Here is a 24,885-nt window from a genome sequence, read left to right as displayed (position 1 = left end):
TAATACGGTTACTTATTTAGTGTTGGCCGGTCTGGTCCTCAACGGCTACATCGCTGTTGTCCCTGCGCTGAATCATGATACAAAGCAGCTTAGCAGCAAAGTACCACAAATTATTCATGTTGTTACCATGGTCTTTTGACCTAAGCGCATAAAGTTAATAAAACCCTTAGGTATTTTATGCACCTTAGGCATCCCTTTTTGCTAAACCGGTAGGTAATCTTGATTTATATTGTTGAAGGATATTGTTTTAATGCAAAACGCTACCATGAGAATGGTAGCGTTTCTTTTGTTCGTAGCTAGTGTGATTTTTGGCCACTCTACCTTAGAACGAAATTTTGTTTGCAAATGATACAGTAAAAGATAAATTAATTTGCTTTTTGTGGTTTTTCCACTGTTCCGCAGCTGCACCCGCAACCTTTGGAGCAACTTGATTTACCTTTAAGTGATTTGCGGACATTGTTAACGACATACCATACAGCCGCTAATACCAAAACTCCAACGATGAGATACTGTACTGTTAAATTATCCATGATCTTTAATTTTTAAGGTTGCGAACGTCCAAATGATGGCATTCTCACAACGCGTTAATTTATTTTAAAAGCTGATAGGCAATCAAGGCACTGAAATAAGCCAGGCCTGTCATAAAACCAACTTGAATTAATGTCCATTTCCACGATCCGGTTTCCCGTTTCACGGCCGCTATCGTACTCATACATTGCATGGCAAAGGCATAGAACAAGAGCAACGATATTCCGGAAGCAAAATTATAGGCTGGTAAGCCCGTGTTACGGTTAATTTCGCTCCGCATTTTGCTTAATACTGTTGTCTTCGTTGCTTCATCTTCAATATCCACTTCATCGCCAAGACTATATACGGTTGCCATTGTTCCTACGAAGACTTCCCTTGCTGCAAATGAAGAGATCAAACCGATTCCCATTTTCCAGTCATAGCCCAGGGGCTCTACAACAGGTTCAATTGCCATGCCAAGATAGCCGAGAAAGGAGTGCTCCAGTCGGTAAGAAGAGATCTCATGGTCGAGGTCCTCGCCCGAAAGGTTAGGATTGTTTTGTGTCACATATTCCTCCGCTTTGCCGAATTTGTCGTTTGGACCAAAGCTGCCCAATGCCCAAAGGATAACGGAGATCGCCAAGATAATCTTACCGGCGCCGAAGACAAAACTTGCCGTTTTCTCCCACACATTCAACACGACATTTTTCCAGTCTGGAGACTTATAGGTCGGAAGTTCAAATATGAGGAAGGATTTGTGCTTGGACTTAATGACTTTTGTCAACAGGATCGCTGAAAACAATGCGGCAAATATCCCCAGGAGATACATGACAAATAAAACCATACCCTGCAATTGAAATCCGGCATATTTAGTGTCCGGGATTACCAATCCAATCAATACGATGTAGATGGGAAGACGGGCTGAACAGGTCATGAACGGCGTGACCAGAATCGTGACCAGCCGTTCCTTCGCATTTTCAATATTACGTGCCGACATGACGGCCGGTACCGCACAGGCAACGCCCGAGATCAGCGGGATGACGGATTTTCCATTTAACCCGAAAGGTCTGAGCCAACGATCCATCAGGAAAACCACACGGCTCATATAGCCCGTTTCCTCCATAATGGAAATGAAAATATACAGAATAACGATCTGTGGAATAAAGATGACGATACCACCAATACCCTTGATAATACCATTGCTTAACAAATCCGTTAGCGGGCCCGCGGGAAGCATGGTCTGCGTATAAGCAGCAAGATCCCCAAAAAGGCCATCAATAAAGTCCATGGCCGGCCCTGACCAGGTGTAGATCGCCTGGAAAATCAGGAAAAGAATACCAAAGAAAATCAGATAACCAAAGATCGGATGAAGTAATATCCTATCAATGGCATTTGTCTTATTTTTGTTGGACGCATCGTCCTTGGTATAAATTTCGGATAAGCTATCATCTAAGGATTTGCTCCGTAGTATGGCTTCTTCTTTTTGTAGTTTCTCGGCTTTTAACTGATGTTTGTCGCGAATTTGCTGAATAGCCTGATTTTTTTCTTTGGATAGAAATGAAACTTCACCTTTAGCCAAATATTGCCAGGTATGGTATTCCGTATCCAGCGGAAACAGCCTTTTGGTTTCTTCCAATGCTTCATTAGCTATTGTCGGCAACTGGAATTTGCTGATATACATCGGTGGGGCCACATCAAAGTTTTTGATCAGCTGATCTATGCCCTGTCCAGTTCGCGCATTCGTTTCATATACTTTTGTATTGAGCAGCAGTTCAAGTTTTGCGATATCTATACTGATTCCTTTTTCTTTGGCCTCATCGATCATATTGATGACAAAGATGGCCGCAAGTCCGAGTTCGCGCGCCTGCTGATAAAGGATGATGGACCTTTTCAGGTTTGTCGGTTCGGCAACGACGACGACAAGATTTGGTCTAAAGCTGTTTTCTTTGTTGACCAGGGTATTAAAGACGACTTCTTCATCCATTGAACTCGGAAACAAGGTATAGGTTCCCGGAAGGTCAATAATACGATAGGTCTTGTTGTTGGCTTTCACTTGGCCTTCACGTTTTTCTACCGTGATACCAGGATAGTTTCCTACTTTCTGATTTAATTTTGTAATCCGGTTAAAAAGGGAAGTTTTACCCACGTTTGGATTACCCAAAAGTGCAATAATCGGGTTATTCATTATTTTTGATCAATAAGGATGACTTTAGCTTCGGATTTGCGGATGGCAATCAAGGCGTTATTAGCAATAATATTTAAACATATAGGACCATCGAGTGGTGCGATATGTTTCACTTCTACTTCAGTACCCGGCACAAAGCCTAATTCGAAAAATTTAGCTGGAATATCGTGCGAATCAAAATCAATAATCACCGCTTTTTCCCCTTTTTTTAGCTTATCTAAGCTATTTTTATTACGCATCTACCTATTTTTTTGTATCCTCCAAATATACAGATTTTCTACCATTTAGAATGATTCTAATGTCATAGTTATGTATTTAGCGCAAAAAACAGCTATCTTTACGATTAAAAGGGATTAATTATCAACCAAAATGAAAATCGAGGACGAAATCAAAGTAAGTAAATTCAGCAATGAATGGCATCGTTGTACCGTAAACATCCTATATACGTACAATTGGCTCAATAATGAACTTGAACAAAGGGCAGCCGAAGAGGGGATCACTTTGAAACAATTTAATGTCTTGCGTATCCTACGAGGTCAATACCCAAAACCAGCCACCAATAACCTGATCAAATCAAGAATGCTAAGCACGACACCGGATATTTCCCGGATGATGGATCGAATGGTCACTAAAGGACTCGTATCCCGCTGTCAATCCGGTGGTGATAAACGTGCTGTTGATCTGTTCATCACCGATAAAGGGCTGAAGATCCTTGAAAATCTCGAGGAACCTATGCTGATGACGGATATTTTACCCAATAGGATCAGTGAAAAAGAAGCCATCCAGCTCAGTGCTTTATTGGACAAGTTAAGAGGCTAATTAATGTGCATGGTCATGATGATCATGATCATGCAGCTCTTCCCCATGGCCGTGCGCATGATCGTGTTCGCCAACGAAAGCAAAGCTTGCCAGGGCAATAGCCACGCCGGCAATCACCGCAATCATCTTCTTCTTGTTGAATTTATGATGGTCTATAGATCCGGACTCAAATAATATGGTCGTGGATATATGTAGAAATATACCAATAACCACAGCCATAATCTTATCAAAATACTGCTGTATATTACCGACTTCACCAGCACTGATGGCCTTACTTAGCAGGAAGCCAAATGGTGTCATCGCTGCAAATAAGGCAAGTGTGATGATAATGGTATTTTTTTTCAGGTGCGTACTGATGAGAATACTGCCTAAAGCAAATGCTGCCGGAATGTGATGGATCGAAATCCCCAAGGCGAGTTCGGTCTGGTGCGTAGCGGCCAGCGGCATCCCCTCTAAAAAAGCATGGAGACATAAGCTAAACATGATGCCGATCGGAAAACGATGGCTATGATGCCCATGTTCATTCTCCGTATGGATATGGCCGTGTTCAATCCCCTGAGAAAATTGCTCAAGGAATAGCTGGAACAAAAAGCCACCCAGTACATAGATGCCCAGCACCTCGGGTGAAGTATTCGTCGACTGATAAACATGCGGGATTAAATGCAGTACCGTAATGGAAAATAGGTAAGCCCCACTAAAAGAAAGGATCAATTTTAGAAAATTTGTCCCTTTTTTCTGGACGAAAAAAACAGCAATTCCACTTGCAAATGCAGGTATGAATAAAATTAAAATCAATAAAATTGAATTCATTATACTTGTTCAGTTTTAAAAAAGCTAGGTACAAACCGCTTAAACAAGTAACCTGTAGCCAATCCAACCAGGATTCCCAGCGCGGAGCCACAGAGTACGTCAAAGGGGTAATGAACACCAACATAGATTTGCGAGACCGAAATCAGAAATGCCCAGGCAATACATAGCCAAAGCACATATTTCCATCTTCTACGGAATAGCACGATCCAGAAGAAAGCCAAGGAAAAGTGATTGGCCGCATGGGAGGAGGTAAAACTAAACCCAGAGCCACAACGTACCCGGATATTGACATTCTCCTTAAACTCCACATCGTTGCAGGGCCTGATTCTTTTTACTGTCTTTTTGATCAAATGAGATGAGATACCGTCGGAAATACCAAAGGTAACCAACGTCATTGCTACAATCAGTATACCCGTTTTTCCATAAGTTTTAATGAAAAAAATAACCAGAAACAGATACAATGGAGCCCAGGTATACGGATTACGCAATATAGGCAACAGCCAGTCAAATACGGGATTACTTAAGCCCTGATTGATGGCAAGAAAAATCTCTTGGTCGATGTGTACTAATTGTTGAATCATAAATCTTGTTGATTACAATGAAATTCTCAAACTTTTAAAAACTCACTTTTCAAAAGTAAAAATAATTTCATTGCAAACGATTGTTTCTTTTAAAAACAACTTTGTTGCAACAAAGGTACATTAAATATTCAATAATTATAATTTTAATTCGAGATTTTATTGGCATAATGCTAAATTTACACGTTAATCAATTCAAAGGAAATGACTTTAATTAAATCAATCTCAGGAATACGTGGTACGATAGGCGGTCGTGCAGGAGAAGGACTTACGCCAATAGATATTGTTAAATTTACAGCTGCTTACGGAACGATCATTGTAAAGCAAAGTGGCATAAAGAAAATTGTAGTCGGAAGAGATGCCCGTGTTTCAGGCGAAATGGTCAGTAATCTGGTCATCGGTACCCTGCAGAGTATCGGTGTCGATGTGATTGATTTGGGATTATCGACAACACCTACAGTCGAGATTGCTGTTCCTCTGGAAAAAGCAGCCGGTGGGATTATCCTGACAGCTTCGCATAATCCGGGACAATGGAATGCGCTTAAACTGTTAAATGCAAAAGGCGAATTTATATCTGACGCTGAAGGACAGGAAGTATTGGCACTTGGAGAATCCCTGGATTTTGATTTTTCTGCTGTCGAAGAACTGGGATCAGTACACAAAGACTATTCATACCTACAAAAACATGTTGACGCTGTATTGGCATTGGAATATGTTGATAAAGAAGCAATCAAAGCAGCCAACTTTAAAGTTGCTTTGGATGCGGTGAACAGTACAGGCGGAACATTTATTCCGGCTTTGTTGGATGCACTGGGTGTACAGACAATTTATAAAATTCACTGTGAGCCCAATGGTAATTTCCCGCATAATCCAGAGCCCTTAAAAGAACATTTGACAGATTTATCTGCTGCTGTCATCGAAAATAAAGCTGATTTGGGTATTGCTGTCGATCCGGATGTGGATCGCCTGGTATTTATGATGGAAGATGGTGAGCTATTTGGTGAAGAATATACACTTGTTGCCGTAGCGGATTACCTTCTGCAGCATAAAAAAGGAAACACGGTATCCAATTTATCTTCTACACGTGCCTTGCGTGATGTGACCAAAGCACATGGGGGTGAATATTATGCTGCTGCTGTCGGTGAAGTCAATGTGGTCACCAAAATGAAAGAGGTGGATGCTGTGATCGGCGGTGAAGGTAATGGTGGCGTTATCTACCCGGCTTCACACTATGGTCGTGACGCTTTGGTAGGTGTGGCTATATTCCTGACACATTTGGCTAAATTGGGCAAGAAAGCTTCAGCATACCGCGCTTCATTACCGAAATATTTCATGTCTAAAAATAAGATTACGTTGACTCCAGAACTGGATATTGACAATCTATTGGCGAAAATGGAAGAAAAATATAAAAATGAAGAGCACAGCACTATTGATGGTCTGAAAATAGATTTTGAAAATGAATGGGTGCACTTACGTAAGTCCAATACCGAGCCAATCATTCGGATCTACTCTGAAGGCCCGACCCCAGAAGCTGCTGAGCAAATTGCACAAAAGATCATTCGTGAAATCGAAGAAATAATTAAATAAAACAAAAAGCTGCATCCGCAGCTTTTTGTTTTATGATCTAAATGGAAATATCTTTCCACAAACTAAAAACATGTTATCATAATTTATGATTAGAAAGACCTTTATTGCGATTTATTGTTTTTTAAGCCTGTTTTTACTTGCCATCTCCTCGAAGGCCCAGGAGTCCGTAGATGCGATCAATGTGACCCTGGATGCCTGGCATAAATCTTCGGGCGAAGTGAAGTTTGGGCCTTTTATCAATTCACTTGCGGCAGATGCGATTATATTGGGGACAGACCGACAGGAGCGTTGGGATAAAAACCATAGTGACAAGTTCTCCGAACAGTATTTTAACCCCAAATATGGCTGGAATTATACCTATCAAAACAGATATGTCCATTTTAACGGCGATAGTACAACAGCATGGTTCGATGAAACCTTTAAGATAAATACCAAGTACTTTCGCGGTACCGGTGTACTGAGCAAAATAGACAACGATTGGAAGATCAGGCAGTATAATATCGCGATGCTGGCACCTTATGAAGAGGTTAAATCTGCTGTAGGAGGGAAGCAGGGACATAATATACACAACAACCTACTGCTGGTGATGGTGCTATTTTTCTTTATGGCGATGCTGTTTGTCCTCAGTCAGCGCTTAAAGATATCCTATCCCATTTTGTTGGTTATTGGCGGCTTAGGTATTTCCCTTATTCCCGGAGCACCGGTCATTAGTATAGATCCGGATATTGTCTTTTTGGTGTTTTTACCGCCATTGCTATTTGAGGCTGCCTGGTATACCAATTGGGGGAACTTTTTGAAATGGCGCCGATCCATTTTTATCATGGGCTTTGGCCTGGTCTTTTTCACCTCCTTGGCAATCGCTTATTTTTCCGTCAGTATTATCCCGGGCTTTACCTTAGCCTTGGGTTTTTTGTTGGGTGGAATTATATCACCACCAGATGCTGTAGCTGCAAGTTCGGTGTTAAAGGGTATTAGTATACCCAAACGGGGGATTGCCATTCTGGAAGGGGAGAGCTTGGTCAACGACGCGGCCTCTTTGACCGTGTTTCGGTTTGCGTCCATCGCTATCCTAACAGGTCAATTTGCCATGGGTACGGCAACAACACAATTTCTTGTGCTGTCCGTCATGGGGGTCGTTGTAGGTCTGGTGATTGGCCATATCCTGTATTTCTTTTTGCGTTACGTGGCCAAATCCTCCAGCATATCAACACCGATCACCTTGATTGCTCCATACCTGATGTATATCGTTGCGGAGCATTTTGAATGGTCGGGTGTCCTGGCAGTGGTCAGTGGCGGATTATTCCTTTCCTTCCGTGCAGGTGATTATCTGAATTATCATACCCGTATCCAGACCAAGGAGGTCTGGGCGACAATAGGTTTTCTATTGAATGGCTTTGTTTTTATCCTGATCGGGCTCGAACTTCCTGTGATCATCAACGGACTGGGTGAGTACTCGATGGAAGAGGCCATAGATTACGCCTTGGCAATCTGTGTTATTGTTATCGTATTGCGTTTGGTAGCAGTTTATCTTTCAGCCTATGTACCGCGCCTATTGTTCAAACGGGTACGTGTCAAAGAAAAAGGCCCAGGTTGGAAACTGCCTTTGGTAGTCGGTTGGGCAGGGATGAGGGGTGTTGTTTCACTTGCCTCGGCCTTGGCCATTCCCATGACATTATATGACGGAACAGCTTTTCCGCACCGCAATCTTATTTTGTTTATCACTTTTGTCGTTATCCTGGTGACTTTGGTGTTTCAGGGACTTACCTTGCCGCTGTTGATTAAGCTAATAAAAATTGATGAGGTCGACGAACAGGTATCCGTGGAGGAACAAATTGATGAGATCCGTGTTAAGCTCGGTAAAGACTCGATTGCTTATCTGGATAAGCATTATGCTAAAGAAATGGTGGAATACGAAACCATTGCACGGGTCAAAGAACAGCTTATCAGAAGTATAAATGCATCTGAACGCGCTAAGGAAGAGGATACCCGGGCGCAACTTTCAGCTGTACGGGGCTTATATAATAAAATTATGCTGGAAATTCTTGCTTTACGACGGGATGGATTAGCGAAGATGAAAGAGAGCAAAGAATATGATAGCGATGTCATCAAAGAACTGGAGTATTCTTTAGATCTGGAAGAGTCGCGGCTGTCACGCAGATAAGCTGGTTAACCGGCAAAAAGGCTTCAAGTCCTTCTGCGAGCAGCAACGTCCCACAAAGCACAGATCAAACACAAGAGTTCAAGTTCTCTAGCATCCGGTACCAGAAACCAGGAAGCTCCAAAATAGCAAGGTTGACCTACTGGACCAACCTTGCTATTTTTCCTTTATCCCCGGCCAGAAAAACAGCTTTTCCTTTTTTTGCTTTTTGTACCACATTGTAGCTTCCCGGGGAAATGGTATACCACGTTTTTCCCTGATCATCTGATAGGTCCGTGCCCGATGTTCCGGTGCAAACAAGCTGTTTGCTTGAAAGATAAATCACTGCTGACTTAAAGCCCGATAGGGGCTGACTTGATGCCTGCCAAGTTTTACCACCATCATGACTCAGAAAGCAGGCCTTTTCCTTGTTTCTGTCATTCCGATAATCTCCACCAACGACGATGCCGTTTTTTGGCGAACGAAATGCAATCGAGAACGGACCAATGCTATTTTGTCCCTGAGCGATTGGGCAGCTATACCGTTGCCAGGTTTCTCCCCTATCGCTACTGCTGTAAATATTTGAGACAGTACCCCCGGTTGCGATCCAGAAATCTCCCGTTGGAAGACTAAAGATAGATGTACCGCTGGCTGCAAATCCTGCTTCCCCGGCTGTCATGGTATACCTTAAGTTGCTGGATATATCCTGCCAGGTCTGTCCAAAATCTGTTGTTTTCAATAAAGGCATCTTCCCGTTGATGGCATCACCAAAAGCAATGCCAACACCTTTGGGGGTAAAGGCAAATCCGTCGTAGAATATTTCAGGACGGGTATCTTTCAAAACTTCTTTCCAGCTTCTGCCGGCATCAGTGGTGCGAAGGATCAAGGCCGGAGAACCTGCGGAGATAATCAGCGCCTCATTTTCATCAAAAGCTTCAATATCCCTAAAGTCGATTTTTTCGTAGCCAATGGGGTTGATCCATTGCCAGTTTTTTCCCGCATCCGTACTTAAACCGACTGTTCCATTGTTTCCGCTGACCCAGAGCGTCTGATCGTCAACTACGCTTAGTCCACGGTAGCTACTGTTGCGTTCTTGGCTCAACAAGTGAATCGTATTTTTTTGTGCAGATAAATTTTCGGTTAGAAAGACCTGAATGAGGAAGAAAAAAAAGAATGGTTTCATATGGTTATACTCGTTATTGCAATAAATTCAGCGCTATCATTAAATTCAGTGATATAATTGTGGTAGATCTATGTGCGTTAAATTCGATGGTATTATTACATAGTTCCGTCCGCATTGTTACAGTAAATCTACTTATATTATTTCGATAAACCTGTGCCCCTTCTCGTTCTTCTGCGCTCTTTTTTTAAGACTGTTTTGCGCAACTGTAGAAAACCGACCGTCATTTTTCTGGGTGATTTAAAATAAGGGATACTCAATACCACGAGCAGTGATATACAGGCCGATGTCCCCAATGCGCCACCATAGCCATTAAAAAACTTGCTGGTATTGAGCAGGATGGTGGTAAAGATTACACCAGCCAAAGAGAGTCCGAAATAAGTGGACAACTGCGTTTTGGATACCATACCGATAAAAGATGCACCAATAAAAACGGCTGGAATATACTGTGTGAGATAAGTGGATAACAGCTGTGGGAAAAAATAGAGAAAACCGGACACGATCAACGTCAATAAGGCAGAGGAACGGACAGCCCCCTGTTTGTATCGGGTATTGACATAGTATGTGGCTGTACTTCCGATAATTCCGACAAGATAGAGAATGAATGTTTCCATGTTATTTGAAAAGATAAAGCAGTAAATAGGTCATCGAAACACCCAGAAAAGCCAATGTGCCCAATTTGCCTCCCACTCCATTCAGCAGGCTTTTTGAAATGACCAGAAAGATGGCGGTAAAAACACTCGCGGTTAGGATAAACGAAAAACCATGGGCAACCTGTGAACTCGACATGCCGACAAAAGCACCACAATAGATGGCGGCAGGGAGCTGAGGGAGGTAGTCCGAGTCTCTGTTGATATTGGGGATAAATGATGCCAATGTCCCTGTCAGTGCAGCACCCATCACCGGGCCAAGGCCAAAAATCTGGTTAAAATAATAGGAAACAATTGCACCTATGGGCACCCATAGCGCAATTTTGATTGACTCATATTCATGGATATGATGATGTATAGGCGACTTAAAGTAGCTATATAACATGAATAAAGAGAGTAATCCGATGAAAGACAGGACAATATATGAACTGGTGTTTTCAACAAAGATGGCCACTAGAAAGAGTGCCTGAATAACAAATAATAAGCAAATACTTAGAATTCTAAACTTCTGCCGGGCTTGCATTTATTTCAAATTTCGGCAAAGTTATTAATTATTTGTCTATTCTGCAGGTAGATTTTCTTTTTATCAGGATCGGATCAAGTACAACCTGCTGGATGTCTTCATAAGGATCCTTTTGTCTGACCATTTTTAAAAAGAGCTTGGCGCATTCTTCACCCATTTTGTTGGCCTGCTGATCTATACTGGACAGGGTTGGTGTGATAAATGAAGAGAAAGGTTGATTTGCGAAACCGATCACACCTGTTTCAGGGATATCGATATGTGCCGTTTTAAGCGCCTGAATAATCCCGACAGCAGTAAAGTCGTCGCCGCCAATGATCGCATCCGGTTTAATGGAAGACTGCAAAATCTGCTCGGTGCCTTTTATACCCGCTTCGATAGATAGTTCACCCTGAACAATAAGCTCATCCAGCTGGGGAAGATCCGCTTCCTTCAAAGCTGCTTCAAAACCGCTGAAACGATCCTGAAAAATAGCGATTTCTTTGTTAGTGGTAATAAAACCAATTTTTTTATAGCCTTGTTCGATAAGATGTTTTGTCGCAAGGTAGCCCGCCTCAAAGTCGTTCAGCTTGACGACAGGCGCGGCGATGTCCTTATGGGTACGGTCAAAGATGATCAGGCATTTGCCTTGTTTGATGACTTCCTGAAAATGTGCAATATCCTGGGTTTCCAGGGACAGGGAGGCGATGATTCCGTCTACTTGTGCTTCCAGTAAGGTTTTTACACCATTTACTTCATCTGTATACGATTCGTTTGACTGATAGAGCAACAGGCTATAGTTGTGTTTCTTTAATTCTTTTTCGATACTGTGAATAGCCTCTGCAAAAAAGTGGATCTGCATCGTCGGCACGATTACACCTATGGTATTGGACTTGCCCGAAGAGAGCGAAGACGCAATTTTATTGACACTGTAATTCAGCTCTTTTGCCTTCGCCAAGACCAGCTGCCGTGTAGCCTCACTGATGGTAGGTACGTTATTCAAGGCACGGGAAACCGTTGAAACCGTGATTCCAAGCGCCCGGGCAATATCATAGATCGTTGTTTTTTTATTCACGCCCCAAAGTAAATAATTTTATTGAATATTTTGGAAAATTCGGAAACATATCCTACTTTTATGCAACCGGTTGCAAGTTTGTTTCCGCGAATTGTTTTAATAACCAGTTTTAAAAAAATCAGATGTATTTTTTAGGTATAGATATTGGTACTTCCTCGGTCAAGGTTTCCATTGTCGAAGCATCCTCACAACAAAAGATCTGTTCGGCACAGTATCCAGCTGTTGAAGCACCGATTTATTCGCCGCAACCCAATTGGGCCGAGCAGGATCCGCGCGATTGGTGGGCTTATTTCAAGTTGGCCCTATCCAAAGCCAATGCTACGGGTTTATACGATCCCAAACAAATCATGGCCATCGGTATAGCCTATCAGATGCATGGACTTGTTGTTGTCGACAAGGATCAACAGGTCTTGCGTAATGCGATTATCTGGTGTGATAGCCGGGCTGTTGCATTGGGAAATAAAGCTTTCGAGGAGATCGGAGAGGTGTTCAATTTGAAACACCACCTCAATTCTCCCGGCAATTTCACGGCTTCCAAGTTGGCCTGGGTAAAAGCAAACGAACCCGAAATCTATCAAAAAATTGACAAGGTCATGCTTCCTGGTGATTTTATTGCCATGAAACTTTCAGGCACGATCAGCACATCCATTTCCGCTTTATCGGAAGGTGTATTCTGGGATTTTCAACAGAATGAACTGTCAGCTACACTGATGGATTATTATGGTTTTGACTCCGGTCTGATCCCGGCAATACGCCCTGTTTTTGCCGAACACGGTCAGATTAAACGCACTGTGGCCGAAGAACTGGGACTTTCGCCCGAAGTAACGATCAACTACAAGGCCGGAGACCAACCGAATAATGCATTGTCATTAAATGTGTTGCAACCGGGGGAAGTGGCCGCCACGGCGGGGACTTCCGGTGTGATCTATGGGGTGAGTGATCAGCTGATCGCTGACCGCGAGTCCCGTGTCAATACCTTTGCCCATGTCAACTATCGGGAAGATGCGATAAGGACAGGCGTTTTGCTCTGTATCAATGGTACCGGTATTATGAACAGTTGGGGCCGGAAACTTTTGGGAAAAGATTTATCCTATGATCAGATCAATGCCATGGCCGCAACTTCGCCGATTGGAAGTAAAGGCTTGCAGGTTATTCCGTTTGGTAATGGAGCCGAGCGCATGTTGAACAATCAGCTGGTTGGTGCTTCCATTACGTCCATCGATCTAAACAGACATGAAACCGCGGATATCCTGCGGGCGATTCAGGAGGGGATAGCCTTTGCCTTTCGCTATGGCCTGGATATTATGCGCGAAAACGCCCTGCATCCACAGATGATCCGTGCCGGACATGCCAATTTATTCCTCAGTCCTGTATTCCGGGAGGCATTTGTAGGCGCTACGAATGTTCCCGTAGAAGTATATGATCACGACGGTAGTGTTGGTGCGGCCATGGGAGCAGGCATCGGTAGCGGCTATTATCGTGATCTTACCGAAGCTTTCAGGAGCCTAAAACCAGTCTATACCGTGGAGCCCAAAGACATTGATCGGTATGAAGAAAATTATCAACAATGGAAGGGAATTTTAGAAACAAAAATAAACATCACATAAAATGAACATTATCAAAGGACAAAAAGAGTTTTTTAAAGGGATCGGAAAGATCGAATTTGAAGGACAGGAAAGTAAAAATCCACTTGCTTTCCGTTATTACAATCCAAAACAAATCGTTGCGGGCAAAACGATGGAAGCGTATTTTAAGTTTGCCTGTTCTTATTGGCATTCCTTCAATGGTGATGGTTCGGATCCATTTGGCGGGCCTACCCACAGATTTCCCTGGGATGAAAGTACGGACGTGATCACACGTGCAAAAGATAAGATGGATGCCGCTTTTGAATTTATCAGCAAAATGAATATTCCATATTATTGTTTTCATGATGTAGATTTAGTGGATTACACAGACAATGTGCTAGAAAATGAAAAGATACTGGCAACAATCGTGGATTACGCCAAGGAGAAGCAGCAGGCGAGTGGTATCAAGCTGCTTTGGGGGACGGCTAACCTTTTTAGCCACAGGCGCTACATGAATGGCGCGGCGACAAATCCGGATTTTCAGGTATTGACGCATGGTGCTGCACAGGTAAAGGCCGCATTGGATGCAACAATTGCCCTGGGCGGCGAAAACTATGTGTTCTGGGGTGGAAGGGAAGGTTACATGAGTTTACTCAATACCAATATGAAACGCGAGCAGGAGCACCTTGCAAAGTTTTTGCACCTAGCCAAAGATTATGCACGTAAGAATGGTTTCAAAGGGACATTCTTTATCGAGCCAAAACCTTGTGAACCGACCAAACATCAATACGATTATGATGCGGCGACCGTATTGGGTTTCTTGCGGCAATATGACCTTTTGGATGATTTCAAACTCAATCTCGAAGTGAATCATGCAACTTTGGCCGGGCACACCTTCCAGCATGAGCTGCAGGTCGCTATTGATGCCGGAAAACTGGGATCTATCGATGCTAACCGGGGTGATTATCAAAATGGCTGGGATACCGATCAATTTCCAAATGACATCAATGAACTGACTGAATCCTTGCTCATTATTTTAGAAGGTGGCGGTTTCCAAGGCGGAGGTGTTAATTTTGATGCCAAAATACGCCGAAATTCAACCGACCCCGCAGATTTATTCTATGCACATATCGGTGGAATGGATCTTTTCGCACGGGCTTTGCTTACTGCTGAACGCATCTTGGAAGACTCCGAATACCGCAAAATACGGGCAGACCGTTATGCTTCCTTTGACAGCGGCAACGGTGCTTCTTTTGAGCAGGGAACCCTGAGTTTAGAACGTTTAAGAGATCTGGCGGTAGAATTCGGTGAACCACAAACGATCAGTGGCAGACAGGAGTATTTAGAAAATTTGATCAATAGATATATATAGTTATTTAAAATATTTCTATATTAGGCGATCAAATTAAACCAATTACCAACACATGAATAATTATTTAAGCACAAAAGATTACATCGTTTTCCTGATATACTTTGTCATTGTCGCAGGCTACGGATTATGGGTGTATTATCGTAAAAAGTCTGAATCTGTAGGTTCCAAGGATTATTTCCTGGCCGAAGGATCATTGACCTGGTGGGCGATCGGAGCCTCCCTGATTGCGTCCAATATTTCTGCGGAGCAATTTATCGGTATGAGTGGGTCGGGTTTCAAGATGGGACTTGCGATTGCGACTTACGAATGGATGGCGGCGATTACCTTGATTGTGGTTGCGGTGTTTTTTATACCGGTTTACCTCAAGAACAAGATCTTTACGATGCCGCAATTCCTCCACAAACGTTATAATGGTACCGTAGCCATGATTATGGCTGTCTTTTGGTTGTTATTGTACGTGGTGGTCAATCTGACTTCTATTCTTTATCTCGGAGCGATTGCCGTGAGCAGTATCTCGGGGATCAGCCTGGAAGCCTGTATGTATGCCATTGCTATTTTTGCCGTTATTATTACCCTGGGCGGTATGAAAGTGATCGGATATACGGATATTATTCAAGTATTCTTTTTGGTGTTGGGTGGTTTGGCAACAACCTATTTAGCATTGAATCTGGTCTCAGAACACTATGGTGGTTCAGGTATCTTGCAGGGCTATCACCTGATGACGGAGAAAGCTTCTGATCACTTCCACATGATTCTGGACCGCAAGAACGAAAATTACCTCGATTTACCGGGATTGACCGTTTTGATCGGTGGTATGTGGATTGTGAATCTGAACTATTGGGGCTGTAACCAGTACATCACACAGCGTGCGTTAGGTGCTGATCTAAAGACTGCGCGTAATGGAATATTGTTTGCTGCGTTTCTGAAGTTATTGATGCCGATTATTGTGGTATTACCCGGTATTGCAGCTTACGTCATGTGGAAAGATGGCTTATTTCAAAATGAGATGATGCAACATGGTGAAGTCAATCCAGATCATGCTTACCCTGTTTTATTGAATTTGTTGCCGGCGGGCCTGAAGGGACTTTCATTTGCGGCCCTGACTGCAGCGGTAGTGGCTTCATTGGCCGGTAAGGCAAATAGTATTGCGACGATCTTTTCCTTGGATATTTATAAGAAAGTGTTTAACACCGAGGCATCGGATAAGAAACTGGTCAATATTGGTAAACTGACTGTTGTTGTTGCCATGATTCTGGCCGTGATCATCGCTCCACATTTGGGTATCGACAAAAAAGGTGGATTTCAATACATTCAGGAGTACACGGGATTTGTATCGCCGGGTATTTTTGCCATGTTTATCCTGGGATTCTTCTGGAAAAAGACGACGTCCAATGCTGCGTTGTTTGCGACGATCGGTGGGTTTATCCTGTCTATTATTTTCAAAAAATTACCGGACTGGGCAGATCTTTCGTTCTTGGCCTCTACCGGATTTTCTATTCCAAATCCGACAACCGGCGTTTACGAAATTCCGTTTTTGGATCGGATGGGCTTTGTGTTTGCGATCTGTATCATCGGTATGATCATTATCAGTTTGATTGACAACAAACGCGGAGTGGTGCCTGCGGGGCTAGAGGTAGATACGACAATGTTTAAACCGCATAAGGCATTTTTGATCGGTACATTGATTGTTGCCCTATTGGTAACAGCCTTGTACTCCATTTATTGGTAAGCCGATCATCATAAAGGCCTTATAGAACGCCCATATCAACTTTAGTTGGTGTGGGCGTTTTGTTTTCAGAAATCGTTGTCTGCTAGAAATCGTTTTCGCCAATTTTATACATGAGATCCAAAACGGTCGCTGATGGTTTTTTAAAAATTTCCTATCTTGTCTTCAATAATTATTACAGGTGCCGCGCTGCGCAAATCCGGTAAGGTATCCTCCTGTTTCAATACCCGGGAGAAACTAAAGGAGCAGACTTTGGACACTAAAAAAATAACAGGGATGAAAAGAAGATATACGCTATTTACTGCTCTGGCAGGGATAATGACCGCATTGGCGCCGATTCAGGTCCGGGCACAACGGACGGAGAAACCACCTTTGCACGGCAAACATTGGATGGCCATTACCGGAAAGCCTTTGGCGGCGACTGCAGGGGCACAGTTGTTCCAGCAAGGGGGGAATGCGGTCGATGCCGCCTGCGCAATGCTTGCGGCAACTTGTACCATGTGGGATGTCCTGAGCTGGGGTGGGGAAACACAGGCTTTGATCTATCATCCAAAACTGAAAAAGGTAATTGCCATCAATGCTTTGGGAGTTGCACCGACGGGAGCAACGGTTGATTTTTTTCGGTCGAAGGGCTATGAATTCCCGCCGGAATACGGCCCGCTCGCTGCAGTTACACCCGGCACACCCGGAGGCTTATGTTATATGTTAGCACAGTATGGCACCAAAAGCCTGGCTGAAGTCCTGGCGCCGGCCCTGGAGATGGCCTCGGGCTATCCCATCGATGCCCAGACGGCCAATAGCATCGAACGTGGTAAAGCACGTATCAAAGAATGGCCTTATAGCAAAAAAGTTTTCCTTGTTCGTGAAGGCAGGGAAAGAGAAGCACCCGAAGCAGGAGAAATCTTTGTACAGCAAGACTTACACCGGACATTGACCAAACTTGTTGAAGCTGAAAAGAAAGCCCTTGCCGCAGGCAAGGATCGAAAAATGGCGATTATGGCCGCCTATGACCGTTTTTATAAGGGGGATATCGCCGATGAATTTGTCCGCGGTAGTAAAGAACAAGGGGGCTTGATCACCAAAGCGGATCTGGCCAATTGGAAACCCATTGAGGAAGAGCCTTTACATGTCAACTACAAAGGCATTGACGTTTATAAATTGCAGGAATGGACGCAGGGACCAGCCATGTTACAGAGCTTGCAGCTGCTGAAAAATTTTGATTTAAAAGCCATGGGATATAACTCAGCTCCTTATATCCATACGCTTTATCAAGTGATGAACCTGGCCTTTGCTGACCGGGATTTCTATTATGGTGATCCCTATTTCAAACCTAAAGCACCTATTCGGGGGCTCTTAAGTGATTCCTACGCCAAGGCACGTGCTGCTACCATTGACCCGGCACATAACAATCCGCATGTACTTCCCGGTGATCCTTACCCCTATGAAGGGAAGCAGAATCCTTTTACCGGCCTGCTCGGGGAGCGCAGGAAGCAATTCACGCCGAATACCGAATTGAACAAGGATTTTGTGCCCAAGCACGATGTGAGTTCCACCTCGCCCTTGCTATCCCTGTCGGATACTGCCCGTTGGGCATCCCAAATCCCAGATAGTGTGTATATGGACCGCTTATTGCGTGGAACTACAAGTGTGGAGGCTGCGGATGCCGAAGGCTGGGTAGTTTCCATTACACCAAGTGGGGGTTGGTTACCGGCCTGTATTGCCGGAAATACAGGAGTAGGCATGAGCCAACGTTTACAAAGCTTTGTCCTTGACTCCCTCATTAATCCGTTCAATGTGGTGACACCGGGCAAACGCCCCCGGGTCACGCTCACACCTTCCTTAGCCTTAAAAGAGGGAAAACCTTACCTTTCTTTTGCCGTGCAGGGCGGGGATACACAGGATCAAAATCTGCTTCAATTCTTTTTGAATACAGTAGAGTTTGGCATGACCCCACAACAGGCCAGTGAAGCGCCTAATATCAACAGCAATCAGCTGTGGTTATCTTTGGGCGGTACCAAATTGGACGACCGAAAACCACGCGCGGGAAGTTTGCTGCTGGATAAGCGCACAGCGCCGGAAGTCGTCGAAAAGCTGGAGAAAATGGGCTATAGCATACAGTTCGGCGAGCGCAACAGCGGCCCGATCAATGCCATTTATTTCGATCAGCAGCATGGTACACTTTGGGGCGGTAGCAGCAACAATGGCGAGGACTACGGAATCGGCTGGTAGCATCTGTCCATGTTGAGGTAACACTATGAGCTGGGCCGACCTGGGTGAAGAGCAGCGTCGTTTTGTTATCTCCATCGGATTTGGTATCTTACCTACTGATCAAAAGGTGATTTTTTGTTATGGAGGGTAGTGTCAATAAATATTCGTTTGTTTTTCAGCCTGATGAATCTGGTTTGGTATTGGTAGATGGGTTAAAGCAGGGCTTGCGGGCAGCATTGGCGGAGGAATTTCCGGATAAGGGTAAAGGCTGGTACCACAGCTGCAATTCCAAAGCCCATGTCACTATCTGTGCTTTTACAGGAAATGACGATATGCTGGCACAGGCTATTGCGGCACTGCAGCAATCCCTGCGCTATGAACGCAGTCAATATGTATATTTTGATCATTTTGCTTCCTTTGCTGGCGGAGCTTTCTATATCGGTCCGACGGTACATGCCCGCAGTTACCTGAAGGATAGGGCACGGAAGGTTGTGCACACGCTGAACCCCTTTGACCTGATCGAGATCAGTGATGAACCCCATATCTCCATCGGACGCCGACTGGAGCCCGAAAGACTTGAATTTGCAAAGAAAATGCTGCGTTCGGTCGATCTGAGTTTTATGTGTACCGGGGTGTATATCCGCCGCTTTAATCCTGATATGGGTCAGTATGAGCATGTTGGTTTTGTTAAGTTCGGAAACCAGTCGAAAGAAAATTCGGGCCAACTTACATTTAAATTCTAATAATAATGGCCGTTTAATTGCCTAATACTATAAAGCTTTTTATCTTTAGCCCTAGCAATAAAAGATATTTTCCTAATGTAAGCTATGCATCACGACGACGCCCATCATAAATCATTATCCGATATCCACGAAAGTGTGGATGTCAATCAAGGGAAATCCAAATTCAAAAAGGTTCTCAGTTTTTTTGGTCCAGCCTATCTGATCAGTGTAGGCTATATGGATCCGGGCAACTGGGCGACGGACCTCGCCGGGGGAAGTCAGTTTGGCTATGCCTTGATCTGGGTGTTGCTGATGAGCAATATTATGGCTTTGTTGCTGCAGAACCTCTGTGCCCGTTTGGGAATTGTGCGGGGTAAGGACTTAGCACAGTGTAATCGGGAGACCTATCCCAAGCGCATGAATTTTGTACTGTATGTTCTGGCGGAGATTGCGATAGCCGCCTGTGATCTGGCCGAAGTGCTTGGGATGGCCATTGGTCTTAACCTGCTGTTTGGTATCGATCTGCTCTGGGGAGTCCTGATCAGTTTTGCGGATACCTTCCTGTTGCTCTACTTACAGAAGCTAGGGATGCGCAAGATGGAGCTCTTTATCATCGGTTTGATTTCCCTGATCGGAATGTGCTTTATGGTGGAGATGTTTTTGGCCAAACCTGATTTTGCGGAGGTGGCCACAGGTTTTATCCCGAGTATTCCCAATAGTGCCGCGCTCTATATTGCGATCGGCATCATCGGTGCCACGGTCATGCCACACAACCTCTATCTACATTCTGCCTTGGTGCAGACCCGAAAGATTGACCGCAATGAAGTCTCCATACGGAAATCCTTAAAATATAATTTCTGGGATAGTGCCATTGCGTTAAATCTGGCATTTCTGGTCAATGCCGCAATTCTGATCCTGGCAGCGTCTGTCTTTCATAAGAATGGCATGCACGATGTCGCCGAACTGGAAGATGCCTACCACCTGCTGGGAAATTTACTTGGTACCGAATGGGCATCGAAACTATTTGCCGTGGCATTGATTCTGGCCGGACAGAGTTCAACGGTAACGGGTACGTTGGCTGGACAGATCGTTATGGAGGGCTACCTGCGTCTGCGCATCAGTCCTACGCTACGGCGAATTATTACACGGCTTTTGGCGATCATACCTGCCGTCCTGGTGATCCTGATTTCTGGCGAAGGTCGCGTAGGGCAGTTGTTGATCTTTAGTCAGGTCATCCTGAGCATGCAGCTGGCCTTTGCGGTGATTCCACTGATTCATTTTGTCAGCGACAAAACCAAGATGGGCATCTTTGCGATTAAACCGCTGACCAAAGCATTTGCCTGGCTCATTGCTGCTGTGATCGCGGTGCTGAATTTTAAATTGGTTTACGACGAGGTCAGGGGCTGGATTGCCGAAGCAAACAATCCTTTGGTCACCGTGTTACTTATCCTGGGGGCTGTTGGTCTGCTCTTTTTGCTGATCATGACCGTATTGATTCCCATCTTACGTAAATCAAAACCGATCGAATTGGAAGTACATCCGCCATTTGAGGCCCTACATTTTGAGGACAAAGGTTCGTTCAAGAAGGTGGTGATTGCGCTGGATTTTTCAAATTCGGATCTGAAAGTGATCCAGTACGCCCTGCAGCTATCCCATGCGGATACCCGTTTTGTCGTTGTCCATATTGTCGAAAGCGCCTCTGTCAAATACACTGGTGAGTCTACTGATGATTTTGAGTCGCGGCAGGATCTGGAACGCCTGAAGCTGTATGCAGATTTTTTGCTATCCAAAGGGCACCAAACGGAATATGAACTCGGCTACAACAACCGGATCCGGAGCATTGCTGAGGTTTGCGAGAAATATCATGCAGACCTATTGGTCGTGGGAAGCCACGGGCATACCGGAGTCAAGGACTTTGTTTTTGGAGAGACCGTTAACAAGCTGCGCCATGCTGTAAAAGTTCCGGTTTTTATCGCGCAATAAGGCTTTGAAACCTATCCCAAAGACACACTGTTGATTCACTGTAATTTTATTGCGGAAAAAGTGTGGGGAGGGGTCGGTAAGTTCTAAATAATTCTTATTTTTGCGTCATCAAATCAAGATATGAGCGACGCTATTAAACACGAGTGCGGAATCGCACTAATTCGCCTGTTAAAACCCTTATCTTATTATCAGGAAAAATATGGTACGCCATTCTATGGCATCAACAAATTGTACCTATTAATGGAAAAACAGCACAACCGTGGACAAGACGGGGCTGGAATTGCAACCATTAAATTTGATGTTAAACCTGGAAATCGTTACATTTCGCGTTACAGAGCTATGGGCTCAACTGCTGTGGCAGACATATTCGAATATGTACAGAAAAAATTTGCTTCTGTTCAGAAGGCATTTCCAGATCAGTCAAAGGATACCCAATGGTTAAAAGATAATGTCAGTTTTACTGGAGAAGTACTTTTAGGACATTTGCGTTATGGAACGCATGGAAAGAACAGTATCGAAAGCTGTCACCCATTTTTAAGACAAAACAACTGGATGTCACGCAATCTTGTTGTTGCGGGTAACTTCAACATGACCAATGTCGACGAACTTTTGCAGCAACTGTACGAGTTGGGACAACATCCAAAAGAAAAGGCGGATACCGTTACCGTTTTGGAGAAAATTGGTCATTTCTTAGATGATGAAAATCAGGAGCTTTTTGATCAATTCAAAAAAGAAGGTTATTCTAATGTGGAAATCAGTTCATTGATTGCCAAAAATATCGATGTTTCCAAGATCCTGAAGCGTTCAGCGAAGACTTGGGATGGTGGTTATACCATTGCCGGTATCTTTGGTCACGGGGATGCTTTCGTGATGCGTGATCCTGCGGGTATCCGTCCGGCATTCTATTATCAGGATGAAGAGATTTTGGTTGTCGCTTCGGAAAGACCTGTCATTCAAACTGCATTCAACGTACCTATCGGTGCCGTGAAAGAAATTAAACCGGGGCATGCATTGATCGCTAAAAAAGACGGTACAGTATCACAGGAAATGTTTAGACAGCCTGTTGAGCAACGTTCTTGTTCTTTTGAGCGTATTTATTTCTCCCGCGGATCGGATGCTGATATCTATAAAGAACGTAAAGAACTGGGTAGATTACTGGTGCCTCAGGTACTGGAATCTGTCAAAAGTAATATTAAAAATACCGTATTCTCTTTTATCCCCAATACGGCCGAAGTATCTTACTACGGTTTGATGGACGGTATCAATACCTACGTTAGGGATTTCCAAAAAGAGACCTTATTAAAACGTTCGGAGAAAATTTCTGACGAGGAGTTGGATGAGATCTTAAGCATCAAACCCCGTTTTGAAAAACTGAATGTAAAGGATGCCAAATTGCGTACTTTCATTACACAAGATGCTGATCGTACCGATATGGTACAACATGTGTATGATACGACTTACGGTATCGTTAAAGATCATGAAGATACCATCGTTGCGATTGACGATTCCATTGTACGTGGGACGACGTTGAAACAAAGTATCCTGACAATCCTGGATCGTTTGAATCCAAAGAAAATTGTAATTGTTTCTTCGGCTCCTCAAATTCGTTATCCAGACTGTTACGGTATAGATATGTCACGTATGGGTGAATTCGTAGCGTTTGAAGCGGCAATTAACCTGTTGAAACAACGTGGTATGGCACATATTATTGACGAAGTATATCAAAAATGTCTGTTGTCGATGACCCAAGATGTTAACGAAATCGAAAACTATGTAAAGGCTATTTATGCGCCATTTACAGATCAGGAGATTTCCGAAGAAATTGGCCGTATCGTCAGGCCGCATCATTTAAAAGCCGAACTTGAGGTGGTGTATCAGACATTGGACAACCTGCATAAAGCATGTCCGGCACATACGGGTGACTGGTACTTCTCTGGTGATTATCCTACTCCGGGTGGGAATAAGGTGGTGAATAAAGCCTATATGAACTGGATTGAAGGTAAAAATGTACGTGCATACTTTAGTAATTAACGGCTAAAAAATATCAGAAGAAGGGATGCATTTATGCATCCCTTTTTTTATATATTCGTAGAACGGATTGATTAAAATGGTGCTGCTCACTTCGCAAAGTGTGCGCTGTATTTTGCCAATATAGACATTTAAGATTCGATCAATCTTTGCCCTAATAAAATGATGGTTTTTAACAGCTTAAAAAAATAGCTCCATGAGAGGACAACTTTTCTATCTTTTTTTTCTTTTTTTAATGGTTTCCTGCGGAATAACCCATAATGTACCCAAGGATCCATACCCCAATTCATTCGATAAACCGAATATTGTCAATTCATTTGTAGACCAAAACGGCAACTTCTATCCGGATAATTGGCGTAAGACCTATGGTGAGCCGCCAAAAAGCGGTGACATCAATGCCTACTCGCTGATGAAGATCGCAACGGAAAAAGGCATCGAAAGCCAGCTGAAAGGTTTTGAAAAGACCCGCATGTTGGCTGTGGGGAGTAAAGTGAAAGCGAAAGACCGCGTGTTTATTTTTGTACATGGTTTTAATGCGCCGTCTGATGAAGTTAATGAAAGCTATGAGTATATGCGCAAACTGTTGAAGCTCAATCCAAATAAAGATGAGGTTGTAAAATTCTATTGGGATGGTTTACATACCACGAATCCCTTTGGAGGTGCCAAAGTTTGGTTTTCTGCGACCTCATTCAGTCAGATGGCGGGTGAATTTGGCCTGCGCAACCTGTTAAATAGCATCAGTAATAAAAAGATTATCCTGATCTCCCATAGTCGTGGCGCATCGGTTGTCCTGAGTGCCCTGAGCAGCGCAACCTTTAGTGAAAGTTTTGCCAAGGGTACATTGGAGAACCATAATGTGGACGTTGATGCGGCAAAAAAGCTTGCCGAAAATGGCAATGACATCACCTGCATTATGCTCGCCCCGGCGATAGGCTTAGATGACTTTAAGATCCGGGATCTAACTTCGGGAACAGATTCATTCTGTAGTTTGAGCAAACAGGTTAAGAAAATCCACATCACCATCAATAATACCGATGTGATGTTGAAGAAGTTTGTTGGTTTTTTATCCAATAAGTTGAAAGCGACAGATTTAGGGTATAAAGCTGATGTCTGCAATGAGCTGGTGAAACATTATCCGATCATGAAGTATACAGATTTTACCGGAATGAAAAGTCATGATTTTAATAAATATATCCGCAACCCCAAATTCAAAACCATGTTAAAGGCTGAGGGAATTGCCGTTAATCGTTAGCA

The 24,885-nt window shown here is 43.7% G+C and carries 20 protein-coding genes; 11 read left to right on the top strand and 9 right to left on the bottom strand.

The window, feature by feature from the left end:
• Positions 1 to 365 precede the first annotated feature (365 nt).
• Genes HMAT_RS13400 through HMAT_RS13390 form a run of 3 tightly spaced genes read right to left on the bottom strand, consistent with a single transcriptional unit; the run spans position 366 to position 2,931 of the window.
• A complete protein-coding gene (locus tag HMAT_RS13400) occupies positions 366 to 530 on the bottom strand; it encodes a FeoB-associated Cys-rich membrane protein (RefSeq protein WP_104383171.1) in 165 nt (54 codons plus the stop codon).
• A gap of 59 nt (positions 531 to 589) precedes the next feature.
• Complete coding sequence (gene feoB / locus HMAT_RS13395; RefSeq protein WP_104383170.1) at positions 590 to 2,692, bottom strand: ferrous iron transport protein B; 2,103 nt, start codon at positions 2,690 to 2,692, stop codon at positions 590 to 592.
• The gene (locus HMAT_RS13390; protein WP_104383169.1) at positions 2,692 to 2,931 is read right to left on the bottom strand and encodes a FeoA family protein; all 240 of its coding nucleotides are present in this window, start codon (positions 2,929 to 2,931) and stop codon (positions 2,692 to 2,694) included. Before HMAT_RS13390 ends, feoB begins: the two co-directional genes overlap by 1 nt.
• Before the next feature lie 130 nt (positions 2,932 to 3,061).
• On the opposite strand from HMAT_RS13390, the gene HMAT_RS13385 reads away from it, so the two are divergent.
• Complete coding sequence (locus HMAT_RS13385) at positions 3,062 to 3,511, top strand: MarR family winged helix-turn-helix transcriptional regulator (RefSeq protein ID WP_104383168.1); 450 nt, start codon at positions 3,062 to 3,064, stop codon at positions 3,509 to 3,511.
• Here HMAT_RS13385 and HMAT_RS13380 read toward each other — a convergent pair whose 3' ends face one another.
• Both HMAT_RS13380 and HMAT_RS13375 read right to left on the bottom strand, forming a co-directional pair.
• Positions 3,512 to 4,321, bottom strand: a complete 810-nt coding sequence (locus tag HMAT_RS13380; protein WP_104383167.1) for a ZIP family metal transporter — start codon at positions 4,319 to 4,321, stop codon at positions 3,512 to 3,514.
• Entirely contained in the window at positions 4,321 to 4,902 is a 582-nt protein-coding gene (locus HMAT_RS13375) for a phosphatase PAP2 family protein (RefSeq protein ID WP_104383166.1), read from the bottom strand. Before HMAT_RS13375 ends, HMAT_RS13380 begins: the two co-directional genes overlap by 1 nt.
• Positions 4,903 to 5,103: 201 nt before the next feature.
• Here HMAT_RS13375 and glmM point away from each other — a divergent pair, with 201 nt between their 5' ends.
• Together glmM and HMAT_RS13365 are read left to right on the top strand one after the other, a co-directional pair.
• Positions 5,104 to 6,486 (top strand): phosphoglucosamine mutase, encoded by a 1,383-nt coding sequence (glmM, locus tag HMAT_RS13370; protein WP_104383165.1) that lies wholly within the window; start codon positions 5,104 to 5,106, stop codon positions 6,484 to 6,486.
• Between the two features lie 85 nt (positions 6,487 to 6,571).
• On the top strand, positions 6,572 to 8,647 hold the full coding sequence (locus tag HMAT_RS13365) for a Na+/H+ antiporter (RefSeq protein ID WP_158655825.1): 2,076 nt from the start codon (positions 6,572 to 6,574) through the stop codon (positions 8,645 to 8,647).
• A gap of 136 nt (positions 8,648 to 8,783) precedes the next feature.
• Here the strand turns inward: HMAT_RS13365 and HMAT_RS13360 are convergent, their stop codons facing one another.
• From HMAT_RS13360 to HMAT_RS13345, 4 genes are all read right to left on the bottom strand, one after another.
• Positions 8,784 to 9,806: a YCF48-related protein gene (locus HMAT_RS13360; RefSeq protein WP_158655824.1), complete on the bottom strand. Its 1,023-nt coding sequence runs from the start codon at positions 9,804 to 9,806 to the stop codon at positions 8,784 to 8,786.
• Positions 9,807 to 9,943: 137 nt separating this feature from the next.
• Positions 9,944 to 10,417, bottom strand: a complete 474-nt coding sequence (locus tag HMAT_RS13355; RefSeq protein ID WP_104383164.1) for a hypothetical protein — start codon at positions 10,415 to 10,417, stop codon at positions 9,944 to 9,946.
• Between the two features lies 1 nt (position 10,418).
• Complete coding sequence (locus tag HMAT_RS13350) at positions 10,419 to 10,838, bottom strand: hypothetical protein (protein WP_233789256.1); 420 nt, start codon at positions 10,836 to 10,838, stop codon at positions 10,419 to 10,421.
• Positions 10,839 to 11,004: 166 nt separating this feature from the next.
• Positions 11,005 to 12,027 carry a LacI family DNA-binding transcriptional regulator gene (locus HMAT_RS13345; RefSeq protein ID WP_104383162.1) on the bottom strand — a complete coding sequence of 341 codons (1,023 nt, stop codon included), beginning with the start codon at positions 12,025 to 12,027 and terminating at the stop codon, positions 11,005 to 11,007.
• Between the two features lie 122 nt (positions 12,028 to 12,149).
• Between HMAT_RS13345 and HMAT_RS13340 the strand changes: the two genes are divergently transcribed.
• The 8 genes from HMAT_RS13340 (at position 12,150) to HMAT_RS13305 (ending at position 24,883) form a co-directional block, all read left to right on the top strand.
• Complete coding sequence (locus HMAT_RS13340; RefSeq protein WP_104383161.1) at positions 12,150 to 13,634, top strand: xylulokinase; 1,485 nt, start codon at positions 12,150 to 12,152, stop codon at positions 13,632 to 13,634.
• Between the two features lies 1 nt (position 13,635).
• A complete protein-coding gene (gene xylA, locus HMAT_RS13335) occupies positions 13,636 to 14,964 on the top strand; it encodes a xylose isomerase (protein ID WP_104383160.1) in 1,329 nt (442 codons plus the stop codon).
• A gap of 52 nt (positions 14,965 to 15,016) precedes the next feature.
• Complete coding sequence (locus tag HMAT_RS13330) at positions 15,017 to 16,693, top strand: sodium/sugar symporter (RefSeq protein WP_104383159.1); 1,677 nt, start codon at positions 15,017 to 15,019, stop codon at positions 16,691 to 16,693.
• Between the two features lie 156 nt (positions 16,694 to 16,849).
• On the top strand, positions 16,850 to 18,919 hold the full coding sequence (locus tag HMAT_RS13325) for a gamma-glutamyltransferase family protein (protein WP_233789254.1): 2,070 nt from the start codon (positions 16,850 to 16,852) through the stop codon (positions 18,917 to 18,919).
• Between the two features lie 119 nt (positions 18,920 to 19,038).
• A complete protein-coding gene (locus HMAT_RS13320; protein WP_104383158.1) occupies positions 19,039 to 19,641 on the top strand; it encodes a 2'-5' RNA ligase family protein in 603 nt (200 codons plus the stop codon).
• Positions 19,642 to 19,725: 84 nt separating this feature from the next.
• The gene (locus tag HMAT_RS13315; RefSeq protein ID WP_104383157.1) at positions 19,726 to 21,603 is read left to right on the top strand and encodes an Nramp family divalent metal transporter; all 1,878 of its coding nucleotides are present in this window, start codon (positions 19,726 to 19,728) and stop codon (positions 21,601 to 21,603) included.
• A 120-nt stretch (positions 21,604 to 21,723) separates the two neighbouring features.
• Complete coding sequence (locus tag HMAT_RS13310) at positions 21,724 to 23,634, top strand: class II glutamine amidotransferase (protein WP_104383156.1); 1,911 nt, start codon at positions 21,724 to 21,726, stop codon at positions 23,632 to 23,634.
• Positions 23,635 to 23,827: 193 nt separating this feature from the next.
• Positions 23,828 to 24,883, top strand: coding sequence for an alpha/beta hydrolase (locus HMAT_RS13305; protein WP_104383155.1), 1,056 nt, complete (start codon positions 23,828 to 23,830; stop codon positions 24,881 to 24,883).
• Positions 24,884 to 24,885 lie beyond the last annotated feature (2 nt).

Source organism: Sphingobacterium sp. HMA12, from assembly GCF_002933815.1.
Taxonomy (GTDB): Bacteria; Bacteroidota; Bacteroidia; order Sphingobacteriales; family Sphingobacteriaceae; genus Sphingobacterium.
Note: the sequence above shows the minus strand (reverse complement) of the source record. Positions and strands in the feature narration are given on the sequence as shown.